Origin of the sequence: Anaerolinea thermophila UNI-1 (assembly GCF_000199675.1) — a bacterium.
GTDB lineage: Bacteria > Chloroflexota > Anaerolineae > Anaerolineales > Anaerolineaceae > Anaerolinea > Anaerolinea thermophila.
The window spans coordinates 41,624-63,014 of record NC_014960.1; the positions used below are offsets into that span (position 1 = coordinate 41,624).

Here is a 21,391-nt window from a genome sequence, read left to right on the forward strand (position 1 = left end):
CGAAGCCCGTGCTTCGCGAGGGCGGAGAGAGGTTCCCTTCGGCGTTCGCATGGATGAGAACAGCAGTGGTTAAAGGGCCAGTCATGATGGCGGCGGTCTCTGAACCAAGAGACTTTGCCACAAGATTGCGAGTATATCAAAGGTCAGGGAATTTGTTCAGGAAATGCGCCTTAAAAATTAAAAAAGTCTCATTTTAATAGAAATTCCTCGCTCTAACCTTACGGCGAGCCGAATCGGGAAGGGCTGATATAATCGAAATACCAAATCAGAAAAGGGTTAAGGCGTTTCATGGCGGTCATCGCCTTTCATTGGAGTTATGTGAATGAGCACAAATCATAAGTTAATCATTGGTAGTTCGGTAAACATGCCTGAAATCCCCGATGAATCCGTTCATCTGGTGGTCACTTCCCCGCCGTATTTCAATGCTCCGTTTGATTACAAAGGACTGTACAGCAGTTATCAGAATTACCTGGAAATGCTGAAACAAGTAGCCAGAGAGGCTTATCGGGTGCTGGCAAACGGGCGGATTTTTGTACTGAATATTGACGACATGCTGGTAGATGGCGAAAAATTTCCCATCGTCGCCGATGCCACGCGCATTTTTCTGGATGCCGGTTTTCGCTACCGTGATCGCATCATCTGGAAAAAGCCTGAAGGCTATCTGCGCATCAGCCGCAGAAGCGGTGTACTGCTCCAAAACCCCTATCCCATGTATTTTTACCCTGATAACCTGCTGGAGAGCATCATCATTTTCCAGAAAGGACGCTTTGATTACAAATCCGTCCCGCAAGATGTGCGGGAAGCCTCGAAAATTAACATCAAAGAATTTCAGGAAAACAAGTGGTACATGACCCTCTGGGAAATGGTGAATGTGCTTCCCAATTCCCCATTGGAAAAAGACATTGCGGCTTTTCCAGAGGAATTGCCCTATCGCTGTATCCAGTTGTTTTCCTATGTGGGCGAGACCGTGCTGGACCCGTTCTGCGGGAGCGGCACGACCATGAAAGTAGCCCGCCAGTTGGGACGCAACAGCATCGGCATTGAAATCAACGAGGCTTTAATTCCTATCATCACTACCAAAGTCGGTTTTGGAAACCAGCATGGTTTGTTTAACGGGGAGGATACTTTCGAGTGCCTGATTCGCCAGGAGGAAAAGTAGCCATGCACATCCACGCTACCATTGAAGGGATTCAGTACCAGCCTTTCTTTGGGAGAAAACTGAACGAATACGATATTTCTCACTTACAGGAAGCACTCCAAACGGATGCTTCCTTTCTTTTACGGTTTCCCGATTCATCTCAGGTGGCTGTTAGTGTCTGGGTATCTCCCAAGCGCACCCGTTCTTACCCCTTTGCGCGGGTCTACGATACCTATGGCTTTCAGGGAAAGAAAATCACTTTAATCCCTGTTTACAAAGATGAAGGCTTTGACGGCGAGAGGGATTACCTGCAATGGGATACCGTCTCGCTGATGAGTTTGCTGGGGGTGTACGTCATTCTGGGTTTTTATAGCCATGCGGAGAAGAATCCCCACTATCCCAATAAAATCACCCGCCAGCAAATGGACATCAATTTCCTTCTTGAGCAATTCCACGCCGTGATGAACTATCGCTCGGATGCGCTTCACTGGAATCTGGTACAGACGGAGCGATTAGCCGAAATTGGACGGCTGGCTTGCGAGTCTTATCGAGTCATCAGCGAGAGAACCGGTGTGAAAATGCACTCTTTTGAGGCGGTGGAAAAACGCCTGGCGGTCTTCTCGGCAGGAAGAGAAAAATTCATCTCGTTTTCCCGCAGGATGGCTCAAGAGGCTCAGGAAAGGGAATTTCGTACCGTCCAACCCAAAGAAAATCTTAAAGGGAAGAAAGCCAAAATTACCATCCTGAATTATTTAGGCGGGGAGTACCACTTTACCTGCGATGAAGTGGAGATCCATGAAAACAGCCTCTTGCTCATGGAAGGAAAGCATAGCCGGGACGCTTCCCTGCCATCACTCTCCGACATCAAAGACGGTTTGCTCAAGATGATACTGTACACCAATCTAAAAGATGTCTCTCTGAATGGGATGAAATATATCCCTCAGCCGGTGCTGAAATTAACCACCGGAGAGCTTTTGCATGAAACACCGCAAATCGTCGAAACCCTTAATATCTTGTTAAGAGAAGCCCGCGCGAACGGATTTTGGGTTATGCTCAATGAGAATCTCATTGGGAGTGATGAGCGATGAAAAAACGTGTTCTGGTGTTGTGTACGGGCAATTCCTGCCGTTCGCAGATGGCAGAGGCGCTGATTAACCACGACCTGGGCGAGCGCTGGCAAGCCTTCAGCGCGGGCACGCAGCCCGCCGGGTACGTGCATCCGCTGGCGCTCAAAGCCCTTGCCGAGGCGGGCATTGTCCACGAGGGCGAGTCCAAGTCGGTGGAGCAGTTCTACGGGCAGGACTTTGACGTGGTCATCACCGTGTGCGATGATGCCGCCGAGAACTGCCCCGTGTGGCTGGGCAGGGGCAAACGGGTGCATATCGGCTTCCCTGACCCCGCCAAAGTGGAAGGCACGGATGAGGAAAAATGGCGCGCCTTTGTGCAGACCCGCGATGCCATCCGCGAGCGGGTGTGCGGCTACCTTGCCGGGCTGGAATAAATCATTCTAACAGGAATTTTCCTTTCAGTCTCCCGCGCCGGGAGTTTTTCTGCGCCTGCGCTCCGGAAGTAGGGTAAAATTCGCTCAAACCTGACGGAAAAGAGGACAAGCCCAAGCCGATGAACGCAAGCCATTCCCCCAAAGCCGCCCTGCGCGGCGAACCCTCATATGTCTGGCGCGCCGGGCAGGAACGCCGTCTGAAGATGATGCTGGCGGCGGCAGGTGAGCGCATTCACGGCAGGGTGCTGGTGGATGGGTGTGGCGTGGGCATGTACCTGGCGCGTTTTGTCCCGCTGGCACAGCAGGCCGTGGGACTGGACATTGAACACGAGCGTACGGTGGAAGCGCACCAGTCCGCACCGCAGGTGGTGTGCGGCGCAGGCGAAGCCCTGCCTTTCCCCGAAAACCATTTCGACTTTCTGCTCAGCCACGAGGTGCTGGAACACGTGCAGGACGATGCCCGAGCCATCCGCGAGATGGTGCGGGTGCTTAAGCCCGGCGGGCGCATTGCCCTCTTCTGCCCCAACCGCGGCTATCCCTTTGAGACGCACGGCATTTACTGGCGCGGACGTTACCGCTTCGGCAACATTCCGCTGGTCAACTACCTGCCGCGGCGCTGGCGCGACCGCCTTGCCCCGCATGTGCGCGTCTATACGGCAGGCGACCTTCAGCGCCTTTTTGCAGGCTTGCCGGTGCGGGTGGTTCAGCGCACCATTGTCTTTGGAGCGTACGACAACATCATCGCCCGCAGGCCGGCGCTGGGCAAAGTTCTGCGGGCGGTTCTGCAAGCCCTGGAAGCCACCCCCCTGCGAATCTTCGGGCTTTCCCACTTTTGGGTGGTGGAGAAAATCGGTTAAACCCCGGCGTGCGCCCCCTCGAGAGGATCGGGGGGCGCTTTTTGACAAAACCACGGCGCAAACCTTTCAGCGGGCTTAAAGATAGCGGACGATCTTCACCCCTTTGAGTTCACTCAATTTCTGCTGAAGCGTCTCGGCGTCCTTCCCGCGGTTCAGGCGCACAACCGCATCCACGCGGAAGCGCGCATGGCGCACGTGATGGCGCAGGCGGAATGACTCCAGCGCGCGGCTGTGTTCCTCCAGGAGAGCGCGAATCTTCGGAATGACCCCCGGCTCTTCCTCAACCACCACCGTAAACTCCACCGTTACTGTAGGATTGATGACGCGGTTCTCCAGCAGGTTCAGCAGGGTCAGCACCACCAGCAACAGGGCGGTTACTCCGCCTGCTACCGCAAAATAGCCCGCGCCGGTGACCAGTCCCACCACGGCCATCGTCCATAACGAAGCCGCCGTGGTCAAGCCTTTGATGTTTGCCCCAAAGCGCAGGATGGCGCCCGCCCCCAGGAAGCCGATGCCCGAAAGCACCTGCGCCGCCAGCCGCGCCGGGTCGCCGCCGGGGGCAAGGCCGGCAAACTGCATGGACAGGTTGATGGAGAGGGTCATGGCAAGCGCCGCACCCACCACCAGCACAATGTGCGTGCGCATCCCTGCCGGCTGATTGCTGATTTCGCGCTCCACACCAATCACCGCGCCCAGCAGAGCCGCCACCAGCACGCGCACGAAAATTTCGCCTTCAGGAATCATGCTTCACCTCCATCTGCAGGAAGCCGCGAGGCACAACCTGCAGGGATTAATCGCGGATGCCGAGATTCTTCAGCAGTTCCGCCTCATCTTTCTTTTGAAGGGGGTCGCCCAGCAGGTCTTTCCAGAATTCCTCATCATATTTGCGGGTGCGGATGGGGATGGGAATAGCAATGCCCCAGCCCATCATCATGGCTTCTTCTTTGGGCTGAAGGCGGGAGAGGAAGCCGCGTAAAGCCTCCTTGCCGGGCAAACCGGAAAGCACCGCCGAAATGTCGTCATCATCGCCCAGCCAGCCGCAGATGCGCGTACCTAACTGCGACATGACCTCGTCGTCAATCTGCGAGGGGCGCTGATCCACAATCAGCAGGGTGACGTAGTACTTGCGCAGTTCGCGGGCAATGGTGCTGAAGATGGTCTGCGATGCCATCTCGCGGCTGAGCAGTTTGTGGGCTTCCTCCACCACAATCACCAGCGGGCGGGGTTGCGGCTTATTTTGGGGGTCGGAGCGGTATTCGTCGGTTTTCTTTTGCCACGCCTCGCGGATGCGCCGGGTGAGGATATTGGTCACCAGCAGATAATCCAGGTCGTGGTCATGTTCGCCAAACGACAGGACAATGTGATGCCCTTTTTCCAGATGATCCAGCAGGGCTTTGAGAGGGGCAGCGGCAGGCTTGGGGACGATATACGGCAGGTTAAAGACGCGCTGAAGTTTGCTGTGCAGTCCAACTGCTGCCAATTCATGCACCCCGGCTTCGCGCGCCCAAAATTCCACGCTGTCGGGCGCGGGGACGGGCTTGCCGTCTTCCCCTTCTACTTTTGTGCCTACTTTCATGTTCTTAAATTCCGAGAACCAGCGCTTGCCAAACTGGCGTTCCAGAGCGGCAAGCACGGTGGGGGTGGTCTCTTTGAGGTTGAGTTCGCGGGTGAGCATCTCGATATCGCCGGTTTCGATGTCTTCCTCGCCAATTTCCAGGGTGAAATCCACCGTCATTCCGTTGATGATGTTCGTCTTGCCCAATCCCACCAGGCGCACCTTGCCGGGGAACTTGCCGCGCAGTCCCGGCACTATCTGATTGCGGTCGGAGTCGATGCCGTTGGGACCGTACTCGTTGTGCATGTCGAAAATCAGCGAGGCGGCTACGTTGTGATGGACGATGCCCGCCAGCACAATGCGGGTGAGGAAGGATTTGCCCGTGCCGGTAGCGCCGAACACCCCCGAAGAGCGCTTCACCAGTTCCCCCAGGCGGACGGGAATGGGATGCCCCTGCTCGCGGTTGTAGCCCACCACCAGGTTGCCCGGCGCGTGCGGATCGCCGAAGATTTCGGCAAAGTCGCCCGCGTCTGCCAGACGCACCTGAGCATGGTGCGAGGGGATGGTCTTGACTGCCACCGGACCGTTGAAGAGCGGCGGGGAGAGATCCTCAGGGCTGTGCGCCATCTGTGAGAGCATGATTTCCAGCGTGGTGAAGAGGGTTTGCCCGTGCAGTAACTTTGCCAGGTCCGCCGGCAGGCGCTGTTCGCTCTGCTCGTCGGCAAAGCGCTCATCGGTAGAGCCCAATTCAATATTGGTGACCGAGCCATAAAACTTAAAATCGCCGTCTTCGATGACCACAAACGCCCCTTCCTGAACGTCACGGGTGGGGACGAGCAGTCGGGCGCGCACGGCTTGTTTGAGGTTTCCTCCCACAATGTAACCGATGACCGGATTTCCAGAAGCCATGTTTCCCCTCCAAAGGTTGGACTCAATGAGTGATTCAGGACAAATCGCCTGCGATGGCGGCGCGCTCGGCAAAGGGCAGAGATTCCCGCTCGCGGAAGCGGCGCACGTCCACGCGGGAGAGCAGGAATAGCGAAACCAGCAGGAAGAGCGCCTGCAGGATAAACACGGTCAGGTAGCCCGCCAGGGCGTTCTGAGTGGTGAAGGTGACGGCATCGCGCACCACACCGGAGAGCAGGTTGCCCACCAGACGCGCCAGCGCGCTGGCAATGCCCCATGCGCCGATGTACAGCCCCACCCGCGCGGTGGTCATGTCCAGCATCAGCGAGAGGTTGGAGATGGTGGCGATGCCCGTGCCAGCCCCCAGCAGAAGCACCCCGCCGTAGAACACTCCGCGCTGAGCCAGCAAACTGGAAAGGGCAATCAGGGCAAAGCCCAGCAAGCCTACCCAGCCGCCGGCGCGCGCCAGCGTCTTTTTGGCAAGGCGGGTTTCCAGAAAGCCGGTTGCCAGCATGGCAACGAGCATGACTCCGCCCCAAATCGAGGTGATGCGCGTGGTGGCGGAGACCGAAAGCCCGAAGGCTTCGGCGGCGTAGGGTTCTAGCAGTACGTCCTGCCCCAGCAGGGCGGTCAACAGCAGAAGCAGGTAGCCGAAGAAGAGGCGCGCTTCGGGGTTGGCAAACACCTTGCGGAAGATGACCTGCCAGGATTCGCGTTCTTCATCCAGCGGCAGGGCAGGCTGAGCGGAAACCCGCTTTTCCAGTCCAATCAGCCCTAGCGCGCCCAGCCCCAGCGCGCCCAGCGCCACGGTGAGGAAGGCGCGGTTCAGCGCGGCGTAATCGAAGCGCTCCAGCATGCCGCCCAGCGTGGCGGCGGTGAGGATGATGCCCACCACCATCATCACCCACATGATGGCAACGGTGCGCGAACGCCCCTTTTCGCCGGAAATCTCCGATGCCAGCGCCAGGTAAGACACGCTGGCGAGGTTGAAGCCCATGCCCCATGCCATGAAGACCAGCAGGGTGAGCAACAGCCCCAGCACGGGCTGAACGGGAATTTCCACCGCCGCCAGAGGTGCCAGCACCACGCCCGCGGCGCAGAAGAGCAAGCCGAGGACGATGTAGGGGGTGCGCCGCAGTCCCAGGATGGGGTGGTGGTCGGAGTACGAGCCAATCAGCACCTGCAGGGGCGAAAACACGTAAGGCAGTGACGCCAGCAGGGCGACCAGCGCCGCCGAAATGCCCAGTTCTTTAATCATCACGCGGTTGAGCGTGCTGTTGATGGGGACGAGGGTCACCGCCACGGCGGTGTGAATCAGAGCCAGTTGGAGACGTTTCACCATCATGGACATAAGTATAAAGCAAGTCCTTTCGACGAAGCAGTGTTACCCTGATTGTACGCAGAAAAGGTTAAGCGGGGATGAAGAGCATAAGGATAAGCGGGAAATTTCGCCGATTTCGTGAGGGCGGGGGGATTTACCGCGAAGGCGCAAAGGACGCGAAGGGAAGAAGGCGTACGCGCCTCGGCAGGCTCGGCGCACGCGCGCCATGGCTGAGGGTACAGGCTTGCAAACTTCGGTGAAATGGGTTTGCTCCCCTGCCTTCGGTACAATATAATAGTACCAGTATGGACAGCCATTCTCACCCCGTGCCGCAACGCATCCTGATTCTGGCATACCCCGCCACCCCCGGCGCGCTGGAACAGGTCGAGCCGCTCATGACATACCTGAAGGACGCCGGTGTCCCCCAGGTGGCGGGCGGTAGTTTTCTGGATAAAGACCTGCTGGAGCGCCTGCAGGCGAAAGACTTTGACCTGCTGATTGCCCTGGGCGGCGACGGCACCATGCTGCGCGCCGGGCATCTCTGCGCCCCGCTGGGAATCCCGGTGCTGGGAATCAACATGGGCAGGGTGGGCTTTCTCACCGAAATCCGCAAAGAGGAATGGCAACAGGGTATGGACCTGCTTCTTCAGGGCAGGTACCGCCTGGAAGAGCGCATGATGCTCAAAGCCGAACTCTGGCGCGGAGAGACCTCGCTGGGCAGTTGGCTGGTGCTGAACGAAGTGGTGGTGTGCCGCGGGCGCTTTGTGCGCCCTATCCGCGTGCAGGCCTGCGTGGACGGCTACACCCTGACCACCTACGTTGCCGACGGCGTCATTGCCGCCACCCCCACCGGCAGTACTGCCTACGCACTGGCGGCGGGCGGTCCCATCATGCCGCCGGAACTGCGCAACATCCTGCTCATTCCCGTTGCTCCGCACCTTTCCATGGACCGCGCCATCATTCTCTCGCAAGGCGCCTGTGTGGAACTGCGCGTTCAGACCGACGCTGAACACGAGGCGGTGGTCAGCGTGGATGGGCACTCCCCTCTGCCGCTGGAAAACGGCGACCAGGTGAGTGTGCAGTCTTCCGATTTGACCGTCCATTTCGTGCGCTTTGAAGACCCCGGTTACTTTTACCGCAACATCACCGCCTATATGGAGCAAAACCCCTCTACTGGAGCCCGTTCATGAGTGAAATGCCGAGTGTTCCCCAACCGGTTTGCTACCGCCACCCCGACCGTGAAACCCTTTTGCGCTGTTCGCGCTGTGAGCGCTACATCTGCACTTCCTGCGCCGTGCTGACCCCTACGGGTTACCGCTGTCCCGAGTGCATCCGCGGACAGCAAAAAGTCTATGAAACCACCCAGTGGTGGGATTATCCGCTGGCGTTCTTCATCGCCGGAGTCATCAGTTTGCTGGGTTCGTGGGTGGCGCAGTTCATGGGCTTCTTCACCATCTTCATTGCGCCGGTGGCGGGCTTCTTCATTGCCGAGGCGGTGCGCTGGGCGGTGCGCAAACGGCGCTCGCGCCTGCTCTTCCGGGTGACGGCGGTGGCGGCGGCGCTGGGCGGACTGCCCATCTTCATCGTCATGCTGGTCAGCCTGCTGATGGGCGGCGGCGTGGGCGGCATCCTTTCGCTGGTGTGGAGCGGGCTGTACATGGTGCTGGTCACCAGCAGTACCTATTACCGCTTGAGCGGGATTCAGGTGTGAGTGGACATGCTGAGCGAACTGCGCATTGAGAATTTTGCCATCATTGATCACCTGACCCTGACCTTTCGTCCCGGGTTGATTGCCTTCACCGGCGAGACGGGCGCGGGCAAGTCCATCATTCTGGACGCCATTGCCGCAGTCATCGGCGGTAAGGTCGAACCTGCCATGATTCGCGCCGGCGCCGAGCGCGCGCTGGTGGAAGCCACCTTCAGCCTGCCCGAAGAAATCCGTCCGGCGGTGCATGAGATTCTGGAGCGCGAAGACCTGCTGGATGACCCCGAGACGCTCTTGCTGGCGCGGGAAATCCGCCGCGAAGGGCGCAGTGTGGCGCGGGTGAACGGGCGCGCCGTCAGCGCCGGGTTGATGCGCGAACTGGGCAGTTACCTGGTGGATATTCACGGGCAATCCGAGCATCTCTCCCTGCTGAACGTCAAAGAGCACATCCATCTGCTGGATCGCTTTGCCGGTCTGCAGGATGCGCTGGACGACTACCGCAAAGCCTATCAGCGCCTGCAGGGCATGCGCCGCGAACTGGACAAACTGCGCCAGATGGAAGCCGATGCCGAACGCCGCACCGACCTGCTGACCTACCAACTGCAGGAAATCGAATCGGCGCGCCTGCGGGTGGGCGAGGACGAAGAACTGCGCAAAGAGCGCGACCGCCTGGCAAACGCCGAGAACCTGGCGGCGCTGGCGCAACAAAGCCTGACCCTGCTGGACGAAGGCGCGCCCGATACCCCCGCGCTGAGCGACCTGGCAGGGCAGTTGGTGCAGTTACTGCACGGCATGGTGCGCATGGATGCCTCGCAGAGCGACCTGCTGGAGCAGGCAGAAACGCTGGCAGAACTTGCCAGCGACCTGAGCCGTTCCCTGCAAACCTACCTGGATGGTATTGAGTTTAATCCGCGCCGCCTGGCGCAGGTGGAAGAGCGCCTGGATTTGATTCACAAAATCCAGCGCAAGTACAACGGCAGTATCGAATCGGCGCTGGCGTTTGCCGAAAAAGCCCGCGCCGAACTGGAAACCATTGCTCATGCCACCGAGCGGATTGCCGAATTGGAAGAGGAAGAAGCCAGCGCCCTGCAGGAACTCTCCGAGCGCGCCCGCACCCTTTCGGAGCGGCGCAGAGAAGCCGCGCGGCGTCTGGAAAGCGCCGTGGAGCGCGAATTGAGCGACCTGAGCATGAACGGCGCGCGCTTTGCGGTGGATTTTCGCACCGAGCCCGATCCCGCAGGGCTGAGCCTGCCTGACGGCTCGCGCGTGGCGTTTGACGCGCTGGGCTTTGACCGGGTGGAGTTTCTCATTGCTCCCAACCCCGGTGAAGGGCTGAAGCCGCTGGTCAAGATTGCCTCGGGGGGCGAGACTTCGCGCCTGATGCTGGCGCTGAAGAACGTGCTGGCGCAAGCCGATTACGTGCCCACGCTGATTTTCGACGAGATTGATCAGGGCATCGGCGGGCGCGTGGGCGCGGTGGTGGGCGAGAAATTGTGGCAGTTGGGACGCCGCCATGAGGTGCTGTGCGTGACCCACCTGCCGCAGTTGGCGGCTTACGGCGATTTGCACTTCAGCGTGCGCAAGCAGGTGCATGGGGGGCGCACCACCACGCAGGTTCAACCGCTGGATGAAGAGAACCGCCTGAACGAACTGGCGGTGATGCTGGGCGGGCTGAACCCCGCCAACCTGGCGGCAGCCCGCGAAACCCGCCTTGCGGCACAACAACGTATGCAGGAACTTGCCGTGAAGCCATGAATCGACCCGCGCGCATCCACCTTCTGGGAACGCCAGCGGTGTACTTTGAAAGCCAGCCGCTGGAGATTCCGCGCCGTGAGGTGCGCACCCTGCTGTACTTCCTTGCCTGCCAGCGGGAACCCGTCTCCCGCACGCGATTGACTTTGCTCTTCTGGGGCGATTATCCCGAAGAAACCGCCCGCAAGCGCCTGCGCGAGTCGTTGGCGCGCCTGAAGAGCATCTTCCCTATCCGCGACCTGATTCAAACCCCCGGCGAAGAGGTCTTTCTTCATCCCCAGTACTTCTTTTGTGATGCGCTGGAGTTTGAAAACAACGCCCGCACCCTGCTGACGACGCTGGCATCCATTCCGCTGATGACGCCGTTGCCCGAACTGCTTGCCACGCAACTGCGCCGCACCGTCACCCTGTGGTCGGGCAAGTGCTTCCTCGCCGATGTGCGCCTGCCGGATTCGCCTGACCTGGAATGGTGGCGGCTTTCGCACGGCGATTTTCTGCTGGGGATGCAAACCCGCCTGCTGGAGCGCATGGCGGCGCACGAAACCGCGCAGGGCAACGTGGAGCAAGCCATCGAGTGGCTGAATCGCGGGCTGGAATTCGCCCCGCTGGATGAGGGGCTGAACCATGCCCTGCTGGAACTGCTGGAACGGCGCGGATGGTTCAGTCAGGCGCAATCGCATCTGGAGGAAATGACGCGCCGTTTCACCGCCGAAGAACAGCCTTTGCCGTCCTGGATAGAAGCTTGGCGGGGGCGCCTGCGTGTATCTTTGGAGCGCACCTCTGCGTCTGTCAGCAGGGGGGAGCCCCCTTCGCCCCTGCCGTGGGTGGGGCGCAAAGAGGCACTGGATGCCCTGCATCGGGCTTGCTTCCGCGGCGGGGTGGTGCTGATTATCGGCGAGGAAGGCGCGGGCAAGACGCGCCTGGTGTACCAGTGTTTGTCTCAGGCGCCCGCGATGCGCCGACTGCTCTCGGTCACCGCTTCGCCTCAGGATCGCACCTTGCCCTACCATTCCTGGGTGCAGATACTGCGCAAGGGGGTCTTACCCCAGCACTGGCAGGCGCTCTCGAAAAACTGGCTGGGGTTCTTCAGCCTTCTGCTGGGCGAACTGCGCGAGGCTTTCCCCGACCTGCCGCCACCCAGCAGTGAGACGGCTTTCCTGCCCACCATGGCATTTGAGGGGCTGGAGCGCATCCTCAACGTGGTCAAGCAGGAAACGCCCCTGGCGCTGTGGTTCGACAATGTGCACTGGTGCGACGAGTCCTCGCTGGAAGCCCTGGAGTACCTGATTCACCAGAATTTCTTTGACGAGAACGCCCTGCTGGTGCTCAGCACCATTCCCAACCCTGCCTCGCCCACCCTGTCGCGCATCCTGCGGGATGTACCGCTTACTCAAACTACCCTGATCGAACTGCGCGGGCTGACACGCCAGGAAGTGCGCTGGCTGTTACAGAAATTGGGCAATGTGGAGCCCAAACCCGAACTGGTGGATCGCCTGCACCGCGAGAGTGGCGGCAACCCCCTGCTTCTGCAGGAACTTCTGCGCGCCATGGTGCAGGATGGGTCGCCGAGCGCCCTGGTGACCGGCGCCGGCAACACGCTCTCGCGCCGGTTGCACGCGTTAATCCGCCGCCGTCTGGAGCAACTCACCCCGCAGGCGCGGCAGGTGCTGGAAGGGGCGGCAGTGCTGGGAAGCGAGTTTGCTCTGCCACACCTGTTACGCATCCTCTCGCTGCCGGAAGAGCAGGCGGTGCAGGGGGTGGAAGAATTACTCCGTGCGCAGTTGCTGACCCATGCCGAAGGCTCGTCCTACCGCTTTCAGCATGAAATGGTGCACACGGTGACGTTGCTCAACCTCAGCGACCCTTACCGGCGTCTTCTGCACCGCCGGGCGGCGCAAATGCTGAAAGAGCAGGCGGGCAATCAGCCGCGCGCGCTGGCGGGACGAATTGCCGACCATCTGGAGCAGGCAGGGGAGAATCTGCCGGCGCTGGAGTACTGGGTGGAAGCAGCGCGCTATCACCGGCGGGTGTATGCGGTGCAACAGGCGCGGCAGGCGTTCCAGCACGCTGAACGCATGCTGGAACAGTTGGGCATGGGCGCCCCCGATGACCTGGTGCTGACCCTGTACGAAGAATGGTGCGCCATGGCGTTCGACCTGCATCAATTCTGGGAGAGCCAGCGGGCGGCTGAGCGCCTGCTCTCGCAGGGCTACCTGCGTCAGAACGCCCGCTTGCTGGCGAGCGCCCTGCTGGAGAAAGCCCTGGCTGCCGAATTGCAAAACCGTGCCGAAGAGATGCAGGAATACCTGGCATCTGCCGTGCCCTATCTGGAAACGGTGAACGACGATGCCCTGTGGCTGCGCTATGCCTTTCATCAAGGGGGCATTGCTTCGGTGGTGCGTGGAGAGGTGAAGGATGCCCTGCGGGTATTTGGCAAAGCCTGGGTGCGCTGGCGGGGAGAATCTGACCGCCGTTTGCTGGAACTGCACGCCAACCTGGGGTCGCGCTACGCTCAGGCGCTGATTTCCGCCGGACGCCTGGAAGAAGCCCTGCAGGTGGGTGAGCAAGCCCTGGAAGAAGCCCGGCGTGCGGTAAGTCACAGCGCCGGGGCGCGCATTTTGCCCGCGCTGGCGCTGGCGAATGTTTACCTGGGACGCTACGACCTTGCCCTGCGGCAGGCGGAAATGGCGCAAGCCATGCTGCGTCACATGGATAACCACCGCATCCTGGCAGTGGTCCATTCCATCTTTGCCATGGTGATGCTGGCAAAGGGTAATCTATCTGCCCTGTGGACATTCCTCGAGCAGATGAAGCGCGAGACCCGCGAAGCCCAGGTGCATACCATCGAAGCCTGGACGCAACGGGTGTGGGGCGATACGCTGCAGTTGTTGGGCGCCATCGAGGAATCCAACCGGGTGTACGAGCAGGTGCTTCTCCTTCCTGTAGGGGATATCTACCGCGCGGAAGCCGTAGTGCGCCTGGGACTGGGGCGCGTACTGGCAGGGCAGGGTGAGGCTGGTTTGAGCCTGCTCGAAGACATCAGCCAGACAGCGCAGGCGGGAGGAATGGGGCTGGTTGTGCGCCTTGCCGATGCCGCCCGCGCGCTGGCGCTGGCATTGCTGGGCAGGTGCGAAGAATCCAGCACGCTCACCGAGCGCCTCTCGGCAGAGGGGCATCTCCTGGATTTGCTCACTTTTACCTTTGCCCACCTGGCAATGTGTGTGGTGGCGTTGAAGCAGAACCGTCTGCTGGAAGCGCGCATGAAAGCCATGGCGCTGGCCAGCCGTGCCGGTGAGCATGACGTGCTGTTCATGGAGATTTACGCGCTGGTGGTGCTTATCCACACGGCGCGGCGCATGGGGGAAGATACGGCGCTTTTTGAAGCCCAATTGCATGAGCGCCTTAACCGCCTGGTGGTAAATGCCCGCCATACCCCCCTGGAAGACTACGCCGGACGCCTGCAAGGGTGGATTGCAACGTTTTTACAATGAAAAAGAACTTATGAAAACGTTTTTTGTCAACGCTTTGTCAACGCCGGTGCCTTAAGATGAAAGCAGATTAAACTCATGCCACCGCTTGCAAGGTTAGGGGACTTGCAGTGGAAGACCGTTCGAGAAGGGAACAGACTCGGGCGGTCTTCTATTTAACTTGCAAGGGGGATACCCCTGCCAGCCATGGGAGAGGCTGTTTCGCGCTCGCAACGACATGGAGGGGAAGAAAAGAGGAGAGCGTCCCGGCGGGCTCGACGAAGACTGAGTGCACGCGCCTCAATCTTCCGCCAGCAAATCCTCTATGGCTTCCCATACGTATGCCACCTCGCGCAGAATCTGCCTGCCGATGGTGATGTTCTGCTCGCGGGAGAGCACGCCCCCCAACGCCTCGTAAAACCGGCGCGCGGGGAGATTTTCTGCCAGCACCCAGACCAGACAGGCGCGCATGCCCTGCGATTTCAGCCAGCGGGCGGCGCGGCGCATCAGACGCATGCCAATGCCCTGCCGGTGATAGGCAGGCAAAAGGTAAATGGCATACACCTCGCCCATGTTTGGCTTCAGCCCTTCCCGCTCGGCGCCGGCGTTCACAAACCCCACCACCTGTCCACGATCGGTCGTCGCCACAAATGTAGCCGATTCGCCGCTGGTCAGGTACTGACGCCAGCGTTCTTCCCGGTGAGCCACGTCTAAACTGTTCAGGAACTCATCGTCCACAATGCCGCGGTAGGCGGCGCGCCAGGTTTCCACGTGCACCTGTGCCAGCGCAGGGGCATCTTCCGGTACCGCCGGGCGAATCCAGATCGAGGTCATCCCAGCGACACGTCCAGGAACATCATCACCGCAAAGCCCAGCATGGCGCCGAAGGTTGCTGCGTGAGTGTCCTTTTCCTGCTGTGCCTCGGGGATGAGTTCCTCGACCACCACGTAAATCATCGCTCCGGCGGCAAATGCCAGTGCGTAGGGCAACAGCGGGCGCATCAGCAGAACAGCCACCGCCCCCAGCACCCCGGCAACAGGTTCCACCAGACCCGAAGCCTGCCCGTACAGAAAGGCTTTGAACCGCGAGAAGCCTTCCCGCCTCAGCGGCACCGAGACTGCCGCACCTTCGGGGAAGTTCTGCAAGCCAATGCCCAGCGCCAGCGCCAGCGCCCCCGCCAGCGTTGCCGAGGGGATGCCCGCCGCTACTGCGCCAAAGGCTACACCCACCGCTAGCCCTTCGGGAAAGTTGTGCAGGGTAATCGCCAGCACCAGCAGGATGCTTCTCTGCCAGGAGGTCTTGATGCCCTCGGCTTCTTCCAGCGGCAATCCCAAATGCAAATGCGGCAGGATGCGATCGACCAGCCAGAGGAAAGCCCCGCCTGCCAGAAAGCCTGCTACTGCCGGAAGCCAGCCCGGCTGACCATTTTCCTGCGCCAGGTCAATGGCAGGCGCCAGCAAAGACCAGAAACTGGCGGCAATCATCACCCCGGCGGCAAAACCCAGCATGGTATCCAGTACCCGCCGGTTAATGCTCTTGAAGAAAAACACCATGGCGGAACCCAGGGCAGTCACGCCCCAGGTGAAGAGCGTGCCCATCAGGGCTTGAAGTACGGGTGCTTGTTGCGCAAACCATTCCATCATCGCATTGTCATCCTCACTTTCTGGAAATGGTTAATCTTTTCCTGGGGCAATCCCTCCAGGAGAGGGCAATCGTCATCATTAAGGTAAATTTTACACGATTTTTGAGGGGCTTTCTTTCAGAACGAAGCGGGAAGCAGGCAGAGAGGCTGTTCGGGAAGGTTCTTGCCGGGGAGAACCGTGCTTTTCCCCCATATTTTGCGCCAGCGCAAAGAGGTTTTTCCCGTCGGCGGGGTACAATTGGAGCATGAACAACAGCCTGTATGACGACCTGAGCGAGGACTATGACCGCTTTGTCAACTGGGAACAGCGCTTGAAGGTGGAACTGCCTTTTCTTCTTCGGCATCTGCCGCATGGCAGGGTGCTGGATGCGGCTTGCGCCACCGGCTGGCATGCCATCGCCCTGGCACAGCAGGGTTTTCAGACGGCTGGGGCAGACCTCAGCCCGCAGATGATTGCCGTTGCCCGCCGCAATGCCCAAGCCGCCGGGGTGACTTTGCCCTTTGAGGTGGCAGGCTTTGGAGATCTGGCGCGGGCTTTTGCCGCATCCCTGCCCTTTGACGGCTTGATTTGTCTGGGCAATTCCCTGCCGCACCTGCTCACGCCGCAGGACCTTGCCCGGGCGCTGGCAGATTTTGCCGCCTGCCTGCGCCCCGGCGGGACGCTCATCCTGCAAAACCGCAATTTCGATGCCGTGCTGGCGCGCGGCGAGCGCTGGATGGAGCCGCAGGTATTCCGCAAGGGCAGAAAAACCTGGCTGTACCTGCGTTTTTATGATTTTCTGCCCGAGGGGCTGATTCGCTTCAACATGGTGAGGTTAACCCGCGAGCGGATGGGCTGGACTCAGCGGGTGACTTCCACGTTCCTGCGTCCTCTGCGCATGGCAGAAGTGATGGAGATGTTGCGGGAAGCCGGTTTTGAGGCGCTGGAGACGTACGGGAGCATGGAGGCGGGGGGTGTGCCGTTTGATGTTCATACCAGCGGTAACAGCATTGTGGTGGCGCACAAAGCCTGAAGGTTCTGGTAAGACGCGAAGGACGCTAAGGGGGGCGCTTTGATGCCTTTGGCGCGCTCAGACATTGGCTTGACGAACGCCGAGCGTGTGCTTGCTGTACCCCAAGCCCCCGGATGGCGAGCCTGCGCAAACAAAAAGGGCTGTTCTGGAGAACAGCCCTCTGGAGATTTCGCTGCCTGATTCGGACGACTCAGGCGGCTTTGGCTTTTTCGACCACTGCGGCAAAGGCTTTAGGATCGCGCACCGCCAGATTGGCGAGCACTTTGCGGTTCAGGGCAATCCCAGCCTGCTTCAGAGCGTGGATGAACTGGCTGTAGGTCAAGCCGTTCAGACGCGCCGCCGCGTTGATACGGGCAATCCACAGTTTGCGCATGTCGCGCTTGCGCACGCGGCGATCCCGCGTGGCATACCACAGACTCTTCAGCATTGCCTCATTGGCGCGGCGGAACAAACGATGCCGCGTGCCAAAGTAGCCTTCCGTCATTTTCAAAATTTTCTTGTGTCGCAGATGTCCTTTCGGACCACCTTTTACACGTGCCATGTCTTACTCCTTTGCGAACCCCCGGGCGCCGGTCTTTTCAACCTGTTGCGAACACCCGACAGCCGCTCCAAAAAACCGAAATTAGACGAACTGCCCTGACGGCGATTAATCCTGCTTCTTCAGGTAGGGAGCCAGACGCTCAACGCGCTTGATGATGCCCTCACCCTGGACAGGCAGCATTTCCGTGAACAGGGCTTTGGTGCGCTTGGAGGTGCGGCGGCGCAGGTGGCTCTTGCCGCCCTTGGTGCGCACCAGCACACCCGACCCGGTCAGGCGAAAGCGTTTGCTGGTCGCCTTGTGGGTCTTCAACTTAAATTTTCCGGGTTTAACTTTGCGTGGCACAGCGAAACTCCTTCTTTTCTAAATCTTGCTTAAATAAAAAGTCACACGTTTGCTCGCGCGAGGGCGGATTATACTACGGAATCGCTCCCATGGGGAGAGATTCCGTAGATGAAAAGTGTTTTCACGAGTTGATTACACAACGTTGAAATGGCGTATTTCGATCATTATGCTGGATTTTCAGAAATTTTCTTCTGAGGGCAAACCTAACGACTGCTCGGTCGCGGCGGACGCAGGCGGTCGTAAACCCAGCCGCCCACCAGCACCAGCGCGCTTAGCCCGGCGATCAATGCGCCCATGGCAGGCAGGGAGAGGCGTCCGCCCCAGTGCAGGTAACGGCTGAGGTACCACTGCAGGAACACCGCCAGGAAAATGCCCTCAACCGCCAGGATGCGCCCCAGCCAGCGGTCTGCCGTGCGGCGGGCAAACTCCAGCGCCCAGCCCACCGCCAGCCCTCCCAGCGGGAGCAGGAGCATGCGGTAGCGCGGATTGTCGGTCATATCGCCGCCGCCGCGCAGGGCAGAGATGAGCGCCCACGCCCAGAACGCCCCTGCCGCCCACAGAATCAGGCGCTGGTCGTCCTCGCTGGTTGCCCGCCAGCCCGCCCACAGGGCATACACCAGCAAAGGTGCCAGCGCGTACCAGCCCGCCGAGCGCAGAAGGATGACCACCTTTGCCAGCGGAATGGCAGGCTCGACCAGCGCGGCAGGGAAGACCGGCTGAGCCAGCCCGTAGCCCACAATCGTCGGCAGGATGTAGCGGTCGCCCACATCGGCAATGAACGCCGCCAGCCGCCCCGAGGCTTTCAGCGTCAGCACGCGGTCGTACACGGCGGCTTCGCGGAACCAGCCCCACGTCAGCGCAAAGGCGACCCCGCCCGCCAGCAAAATGCCCAGCCAGCCCAGCGCCTTCCAGCCCCTGCCCGGGTGGCGCGCGGTGAACTCCAGCCATGCCAGCAGGACAAGAATCCCCACCACGAACACCGCCGAGCGCGTGGAGATGAAGAGCATGCCTGCTACTGCCAGCGCTCCCGCCGTCAGTGCGGCGCGCGGATGCTCGCGCCAGAGGATGACCGCCCACAGCCCCACACACAGCAAGCCCAGCATGAAGGGTTCGCGCATCTGCGAGGCGGTGAAGAACAAGCCGTCAGGGTAGAGCAGGTAAATCCAAACAGCAATCTGCGCCGCCCGCTCGGTAAGGCGCGCCTGCGCCGCGCGGTACAGGAAAGGCACGCCCAGGGCAAAGAAGAATGCGCCCAGAATCAGCACCAGCGCCGGGCGGTGGGCATCGGTGCTCAGTGTGCGGTACACCAGCGCGCTGAGCATCCCCAGCCCGCCGTACTGATCCGAGCCCAATTCCAGGTTGGGATTGAAGAGCAGACGCTCGCCCGAAAGTGCCACCGCGTAGGCTTCGCGGTCGCGGTGATAGGCATCGCGGAAGACGTAACCGGCGTTGTACTCCGGCTCATCGTAGCCCCACAGCGGGTAAGCCAGGCTGAAGAACAAGCCCAGCCCCAGGCGCAGAACGAACGCCAGCGTCATCCACAGCGCCAGGTGTTTCCCGCCGCCCATGCCGCGCCACAGCCCGAACAGCGCCAGTGCGCTCCCGCCGATGAGCAGGAAGGACGCGCCAAAGCCGCGCCAGAATGCTCCCGGGCTGAGCCATGCCGTCAGCGCGGCAAGCACTGCCGAGCCGAGAATGAGCGCCAGAATTTTCTGCCATGATTTCACCATGCCCCGCCTCCCAGGATGCGCTGTTGACGTTCCTGCCAGTCATACTGCTCTGCCCGTTTCCGCGCCTGCTCCGCCAGACGCTGGCGCAGGGTTTCATCCGCCAGCAGGGGAGCCAGCGCCGCCGCCCAGCCCTCCACGTCTTCGGGCGGCGCAAAGCGCGCTGTGTCCTCGTCCAGCACCTCGCGGATGACCGGCAAATCGCTGGAGAGGATAGCGCGACCCACTGCCAGGTAATCAAATAACTTCATCGGACTGCAAATCTCCGCCGAGTTGCCCCCGCTGGAACCGGCAATGCTCCTGCCGTAGGGCATCAGCAGAACATCTGCCGCCGCCTGAACCAGCGGCAGGCGCGTCTGCGGGATGAAACCGGTAAAGGTGACGTTCTCCAGCGCCTGTTCCTGCGCCCGCTGACGGTAGGTCTGCACGTCCTCGTCCCGTCCGCCTGCCCAGAGGAACTGCGCATGCGGGAAGCGTTGTGCCAGCGCCAGGAACAGATCGCCGCCGCGCCCGGCATAGAGGTGACCACTGCACCCCACAGTGAGGCTTTGCGCCATCCCCACCTGCGCCCGCGCCGTGGGCGGGTCGGGCAGATGGCGGTAGCGCTCCAGGTCCACGCCGTTGGGTGCAATTACCACCTGATGCTCCGGCAGATGCACCCGCAGGCGGGCTTCCAGCGCGCGCCGCAGGGCGCGGGTGATGCACACCAGGCGCTTGCGCCCCGGCAGGCGCAAAAAAGCCTGCATCCACAGCGGACCGAGTCTGCCGGTGGGCAGGTCGTGGGCTTCGTACACGGCGGGCATGCCCAGCATCAGCGCCAGCGCCGCCGACTGGATTGCCCAGGTATAGATCAATTCGGCGCGTTCGCGGCGGGCAAGGCGCACCGCCTGCAGGGCAAAATCGTTGCGCTTCCACAACGGCAGGGCAGGCACCCAGCGGATGGAGAATTTCTGCGTGATGCCGTACAGGTCGGCAAGATGCTCCCACTCCGTCGCCTGTCTGCCCGGCACGTACAGGGTGATCTCGTGACCGTTGCGCGCCAGGGCGTGGCACACCTTCATCACCTGGATGCTGTTGGCGGTGATGGACGGCACCTGAGCGGTGGCAATACAGGCAATCTTCACAGGCGCACCTTTGCCCACACGGGATAATGATCCGATGGGTACACCCCGCCCACGCTGACACAGGCAACTCCGGCATCTTCGACAGGCAAATCTTTGGATACCAGCACCCAGTCAATGGCTTGCGGGCGGGGAAGCATGCCAAAAGCGTGGAATGTGCCTTCTCCCCTGCCGTCGGTATGCACGGCGCGGTAGGCATCCCGCAAGCGGTGGCAGGATGCGCCTTCGCCGAGCAGGGTGCGGTACACGCAGGAACGCTTGCCGGCGTTGAAGTCGCCCGTCACCAGCACGTTGCAGTCTGGCGGCAGGGCTTCGATGCGCCGCCGCAACAGTTTTGCCCCTTCCAGGCGCGCCTGCGGCAGGTAATCCAGGTGGGTGTTGAACCATGCCGCTTCCGCGCCGTTGCGGCAACTGCGCAGGCGCAGGAAAATCGCTGTGCACACGTAGGCACTGCCCCATGAAATACTGCCAGGCACCTCCGGCGTGCGGCTGAGCCAGAAGAACTGCTGTTCCAGCACCTCAAACGCCCCGCGGCGCACCAGCGCCACGTTCATCTCCAGCGGTGCGGCGCCGTTGCCGCCGCGGCGTACCCCAATCCACTCGTATTCGGGAAAGGCAGAGCGCACATCGCGCGCCTGAGAGTCATCGTGGACTTCCTGCAAGCCGATTAAGTCGGCATCCAGGTCACGCAGGCATTCCACAACCATATCGCGGCGGCGCGCCCAGGAAAACTCGCCGTCCTGCGCCTCGGCAGTGCGCAGGTTGAAGGTGACCAGGGTAAGCGGATGCTCCATGGATCGGCG

The 21,391-nt window shown here is 60.7% G+C and carries 19 protein-coding genes; 9 read left to right on the forward strand and 10 right to left on the reverse strand.

The genetic code is table 11. The annotated features are described in order from the left end of the window. Positions 1-322: 322 nt before the first annotated feature. The 4 genes from ANT_RS00215 (at position 323) to ANT_RS00230 (ending at position 3,496) form a co-directional block, all read left to right on the forward strand. Entirely contained in the window at positions 323-1,159 is an 837-nt protein-coding gene (locus ANT_RS00215; RefSeq protein WP_013558475.1) for a DNA-methyltransferase, read from the forward strand. Beyond that, positions 1,132-2,226, forward strand: a complete 1,095-nt coding sequence (locus ANT_RS00220) for a hypothetical protein (RefSeq protein WP_197534076.1) — start codon at positions 1,132-1,134, stop codon at positions 2,224-2,226. Before ANT_RS00215 ends, ANT_RS00220 begins: the two co-directional genes overlap by 28 nt. Beyond that, a complete protein-coding gene (locus ANT_RS00225; protein WP_013558477.1) occupies positions 2,223-2,639 on the forward strand; it encodes an arsenate reductase ArsC in 417 nt (138 codons plus the stop codon). The genes ANT_RS00220 and ANT_RS00225 overlap by 4 nt, the downstream gene beginning before the upstream one ends. A gap of 119 nt (positions 2,640-2,758) precedes the next feature. Beyond that, complete coding sequence (locus ANT_RS00230; protein WP_013558479.1) at positions 2,759-3,496, forward strand: class I SAM-dependent methyltransferase; 738 nt, start codon at positions 2,759-2,761, stop codon at positions 3,494-3,496. Positions 3,497-3,571: 75 nt separating this feature from the next. Here the strand turns inward: ANT_RS00230 and ANT_RS00235 are convergent, their stop codons facing one another. Genes ANT_RS00235 through ANT_RS00245 form a run of 3 tightly spaced genes read right to left on the reverse strand, consistent with a single transcriptional unit; the run spans position 3,572 to position 7,308 of the window. After that, complete coding sequence (locus ANT_RS00235) at positions 3,572-4,240, reverse strand: MgtC/SapB family protein (RefSeq protein ID WP_013558480.1); 669 nt, start codon at positions 4,238-4,240, stop codon at positions 3,572-3,574. Positions 4,241-4,286: 46 nt separating this feature from the next. After that, positions 4,287-5,960, reverse strand: coding sequence for a helicase HerA domain-containing protein (locus ANT_RS00240; RefSeq protein WP_013558481.1), 1,674 nt, complete (start codon positions 5,958-5,960; stop codon positions 4,287-4,289). Positions 5,961-5,994: 34 nt separating this feature from the next. Further along, a complete protein-coding gene (locus tag ANT_RS00245) occupies positions 5,995-7,308 on the reverse strand; it encodes a BCD family MFS transporter (protein ID WP_013558482.1) in 1,314 nt (437 codons plus the stop codon). 275 nt (positions 7,309-7,583) lie between these two features. Between ANT_RS00245 and ANT_RS00250 the strand changes: the two genes are divergently transcribed. Genes ANT_RS00250 through ANT_RS00265 form a run of 4 tightly spaced genes read left to right on the forward strand, consistent with a single transcriptional unit; the run spans position 7,584 to position 14,226 of the window. Beyond that, entirely contained in the window at positions 7,584-8,468 is an 885-nt protein-coding gene (locus ANT_RS00250; protein ID WP_013558483.1) for an NAD(+)/NADH kinase, read from the forward strand. Next, on the forward strand, positions 8,465-8,989 hold the full coding sequence (locus ANT_RS00255; protein WP_013558484.1) for a hypothetical protein: 525 nt from the start codon (positions 8,465-8,467) through the stop codon (positions 8,987-8,989). Before ANT_RS00250 ends, ANT_RS00255 begins: the two co-directional genes overlap by 4 nt. A 6-nt stretch (positions 8,990-8,995) precedes the next feature. Continuing rightward, positions 8,996-10,738 carry a DNA repair protein RecN gene (recN, locus tag ANT_RS00260; protein ID WP_013558485.1) on the forward strand — a complete coding sequence of 581 codons (1,743 nt, stop codon included), beginning with the start codon at positions 8,996-8,998 and terminating at the stop codon, positions 10,736-10,738. Continuing rightward, entirely contained in the window at positions 10,735-14,226 is a 3,492-nt protein-coding gene (locus tag ANT_RS00265; protein WP_013558486.1) for an ATP-binding protein, read from the forward strand. Before recN ends, ANT_RS00265 begins: the two co-directional genes overlap by 4 nt. 276 nt (positions 14,227-14,502) lie before the next feature. Here the strand turns inward: ANT_RS00265 and ANT_RS00270 are convergent, their stop codons facing one another. Together ANT_RS00270 and ANT_RS00275 are read right to left on the reverse strand one after the other, a co-directional pair. Continuing rightward, positions 14,503-15,036, reverse strand: a complete 534-nt coding sequence (locus tag ANT_RS00270) for a GNAT family N-acetyltransferase (protein WP_013558487.1) — start codon at positions 15,034-15,036, stop codon at positions 14,503-14,505. After that, positions 15,033-15,845: a ZIP family metal transporter gene (locus tag ANT_RS00275; protein ID WP_013558488.1), complete on the reverse strand. Its 813-nt coding sequence runs from the start codon at positions 15,843-15,845 to the stop codon at positions 15,033-15,035. Before ANT_RS00275 ends, ANT_RS00270 begins: the two co-directional genes overlap by 4 nt. 244 nt (positions 15,846-16,089) lie before the next feature. Here ANT_RS00275 and ANT_RS15860 point away from each other — a divergent pair, with 244 nt between their 5' ends. Continuing rightward, entirely contained in the window at positions 16,090-16,857 is a 768-nt protein-coding gene (locus ANT_RS15860) for a class I SAM-dependent methyltransferase (RefSeq protein WP_013558490.1), read from the forward strand. Positions 16,858-17,047: 190 nt separating this feature from the next. On the opposite strand, the gene rplT is transcribed toward ANT_RS15860, so the two are convergent. The 5 genes from rplT to ANT_RS00305 all read right to left on the reverse strand — a co-directional run bounded on the left by rplT (position 17,048) and on the right by ANT_RS00305 (position 21,382). Beyond that, positions 17,048-17,398: a 50S ribosomal protein L20 gene (gene rplT, locus ANT_RS00285; RefSeq protein WP_013558491.1), complete on the reverse strand. Its 351-nt coding sequence runs from the start codon at positions 17,396-17,398 to the stop codon at positions 17,048-17,050. A gap of 105 nt (positions 17,399-17,503) precedes the next feature. Then, positions 17,504-17,740: a large ribosomal subunit protein bL35 gene (locus ANT_RS00290; protein ID WP_013558492.1), complete on the reverse strand. Its 237-nt coding sequence runs from the start codon at positions 17,738-17,740 to the stop codon at positions 17,504-17,506. Between the two features lie 203 nt (positions 17,741-17,943). Beyond that, positions 17,944-19,470 carry a hypothetical protein gene (locus ANT_RS00295; RefSeq protein ID WP_013558493.1) on the reverse strand — a complete coding sequence of 509 codons (1,527 nt, stop codon included), beginning with the start codon at positions 19,468-19,470 and terminating at the stop codon, positions 17,944-17,946. After that, entirely contained in the window at positions 19,464-20,591 is a 1,128-nt protein-coding gene (locus ANT_RS00300; protein ID WP_013558494.1) for a glycosyltransferase, read from the reverse strand. Before ANT_RS00300 ends, ANT_RS00295 begins: the two co-directional genes overlap by 7 nt. Then, entirely contained in the window at positions 20,588-21,382 is a 795-nt protein-coding gene (locus tag ANT_RS00305) for an endonuclease/exonuclease/phosphatase family protein (RefSeq protein ID WP_013558495.1), read from the reverse strand. The genes ANT_RS00300 and ANT_RS00305 overlap by 4 nt, the downstream gene beginning before the upstream one ends. Positions 21,383-21,391: the final 9 nt, after the last annotated feature.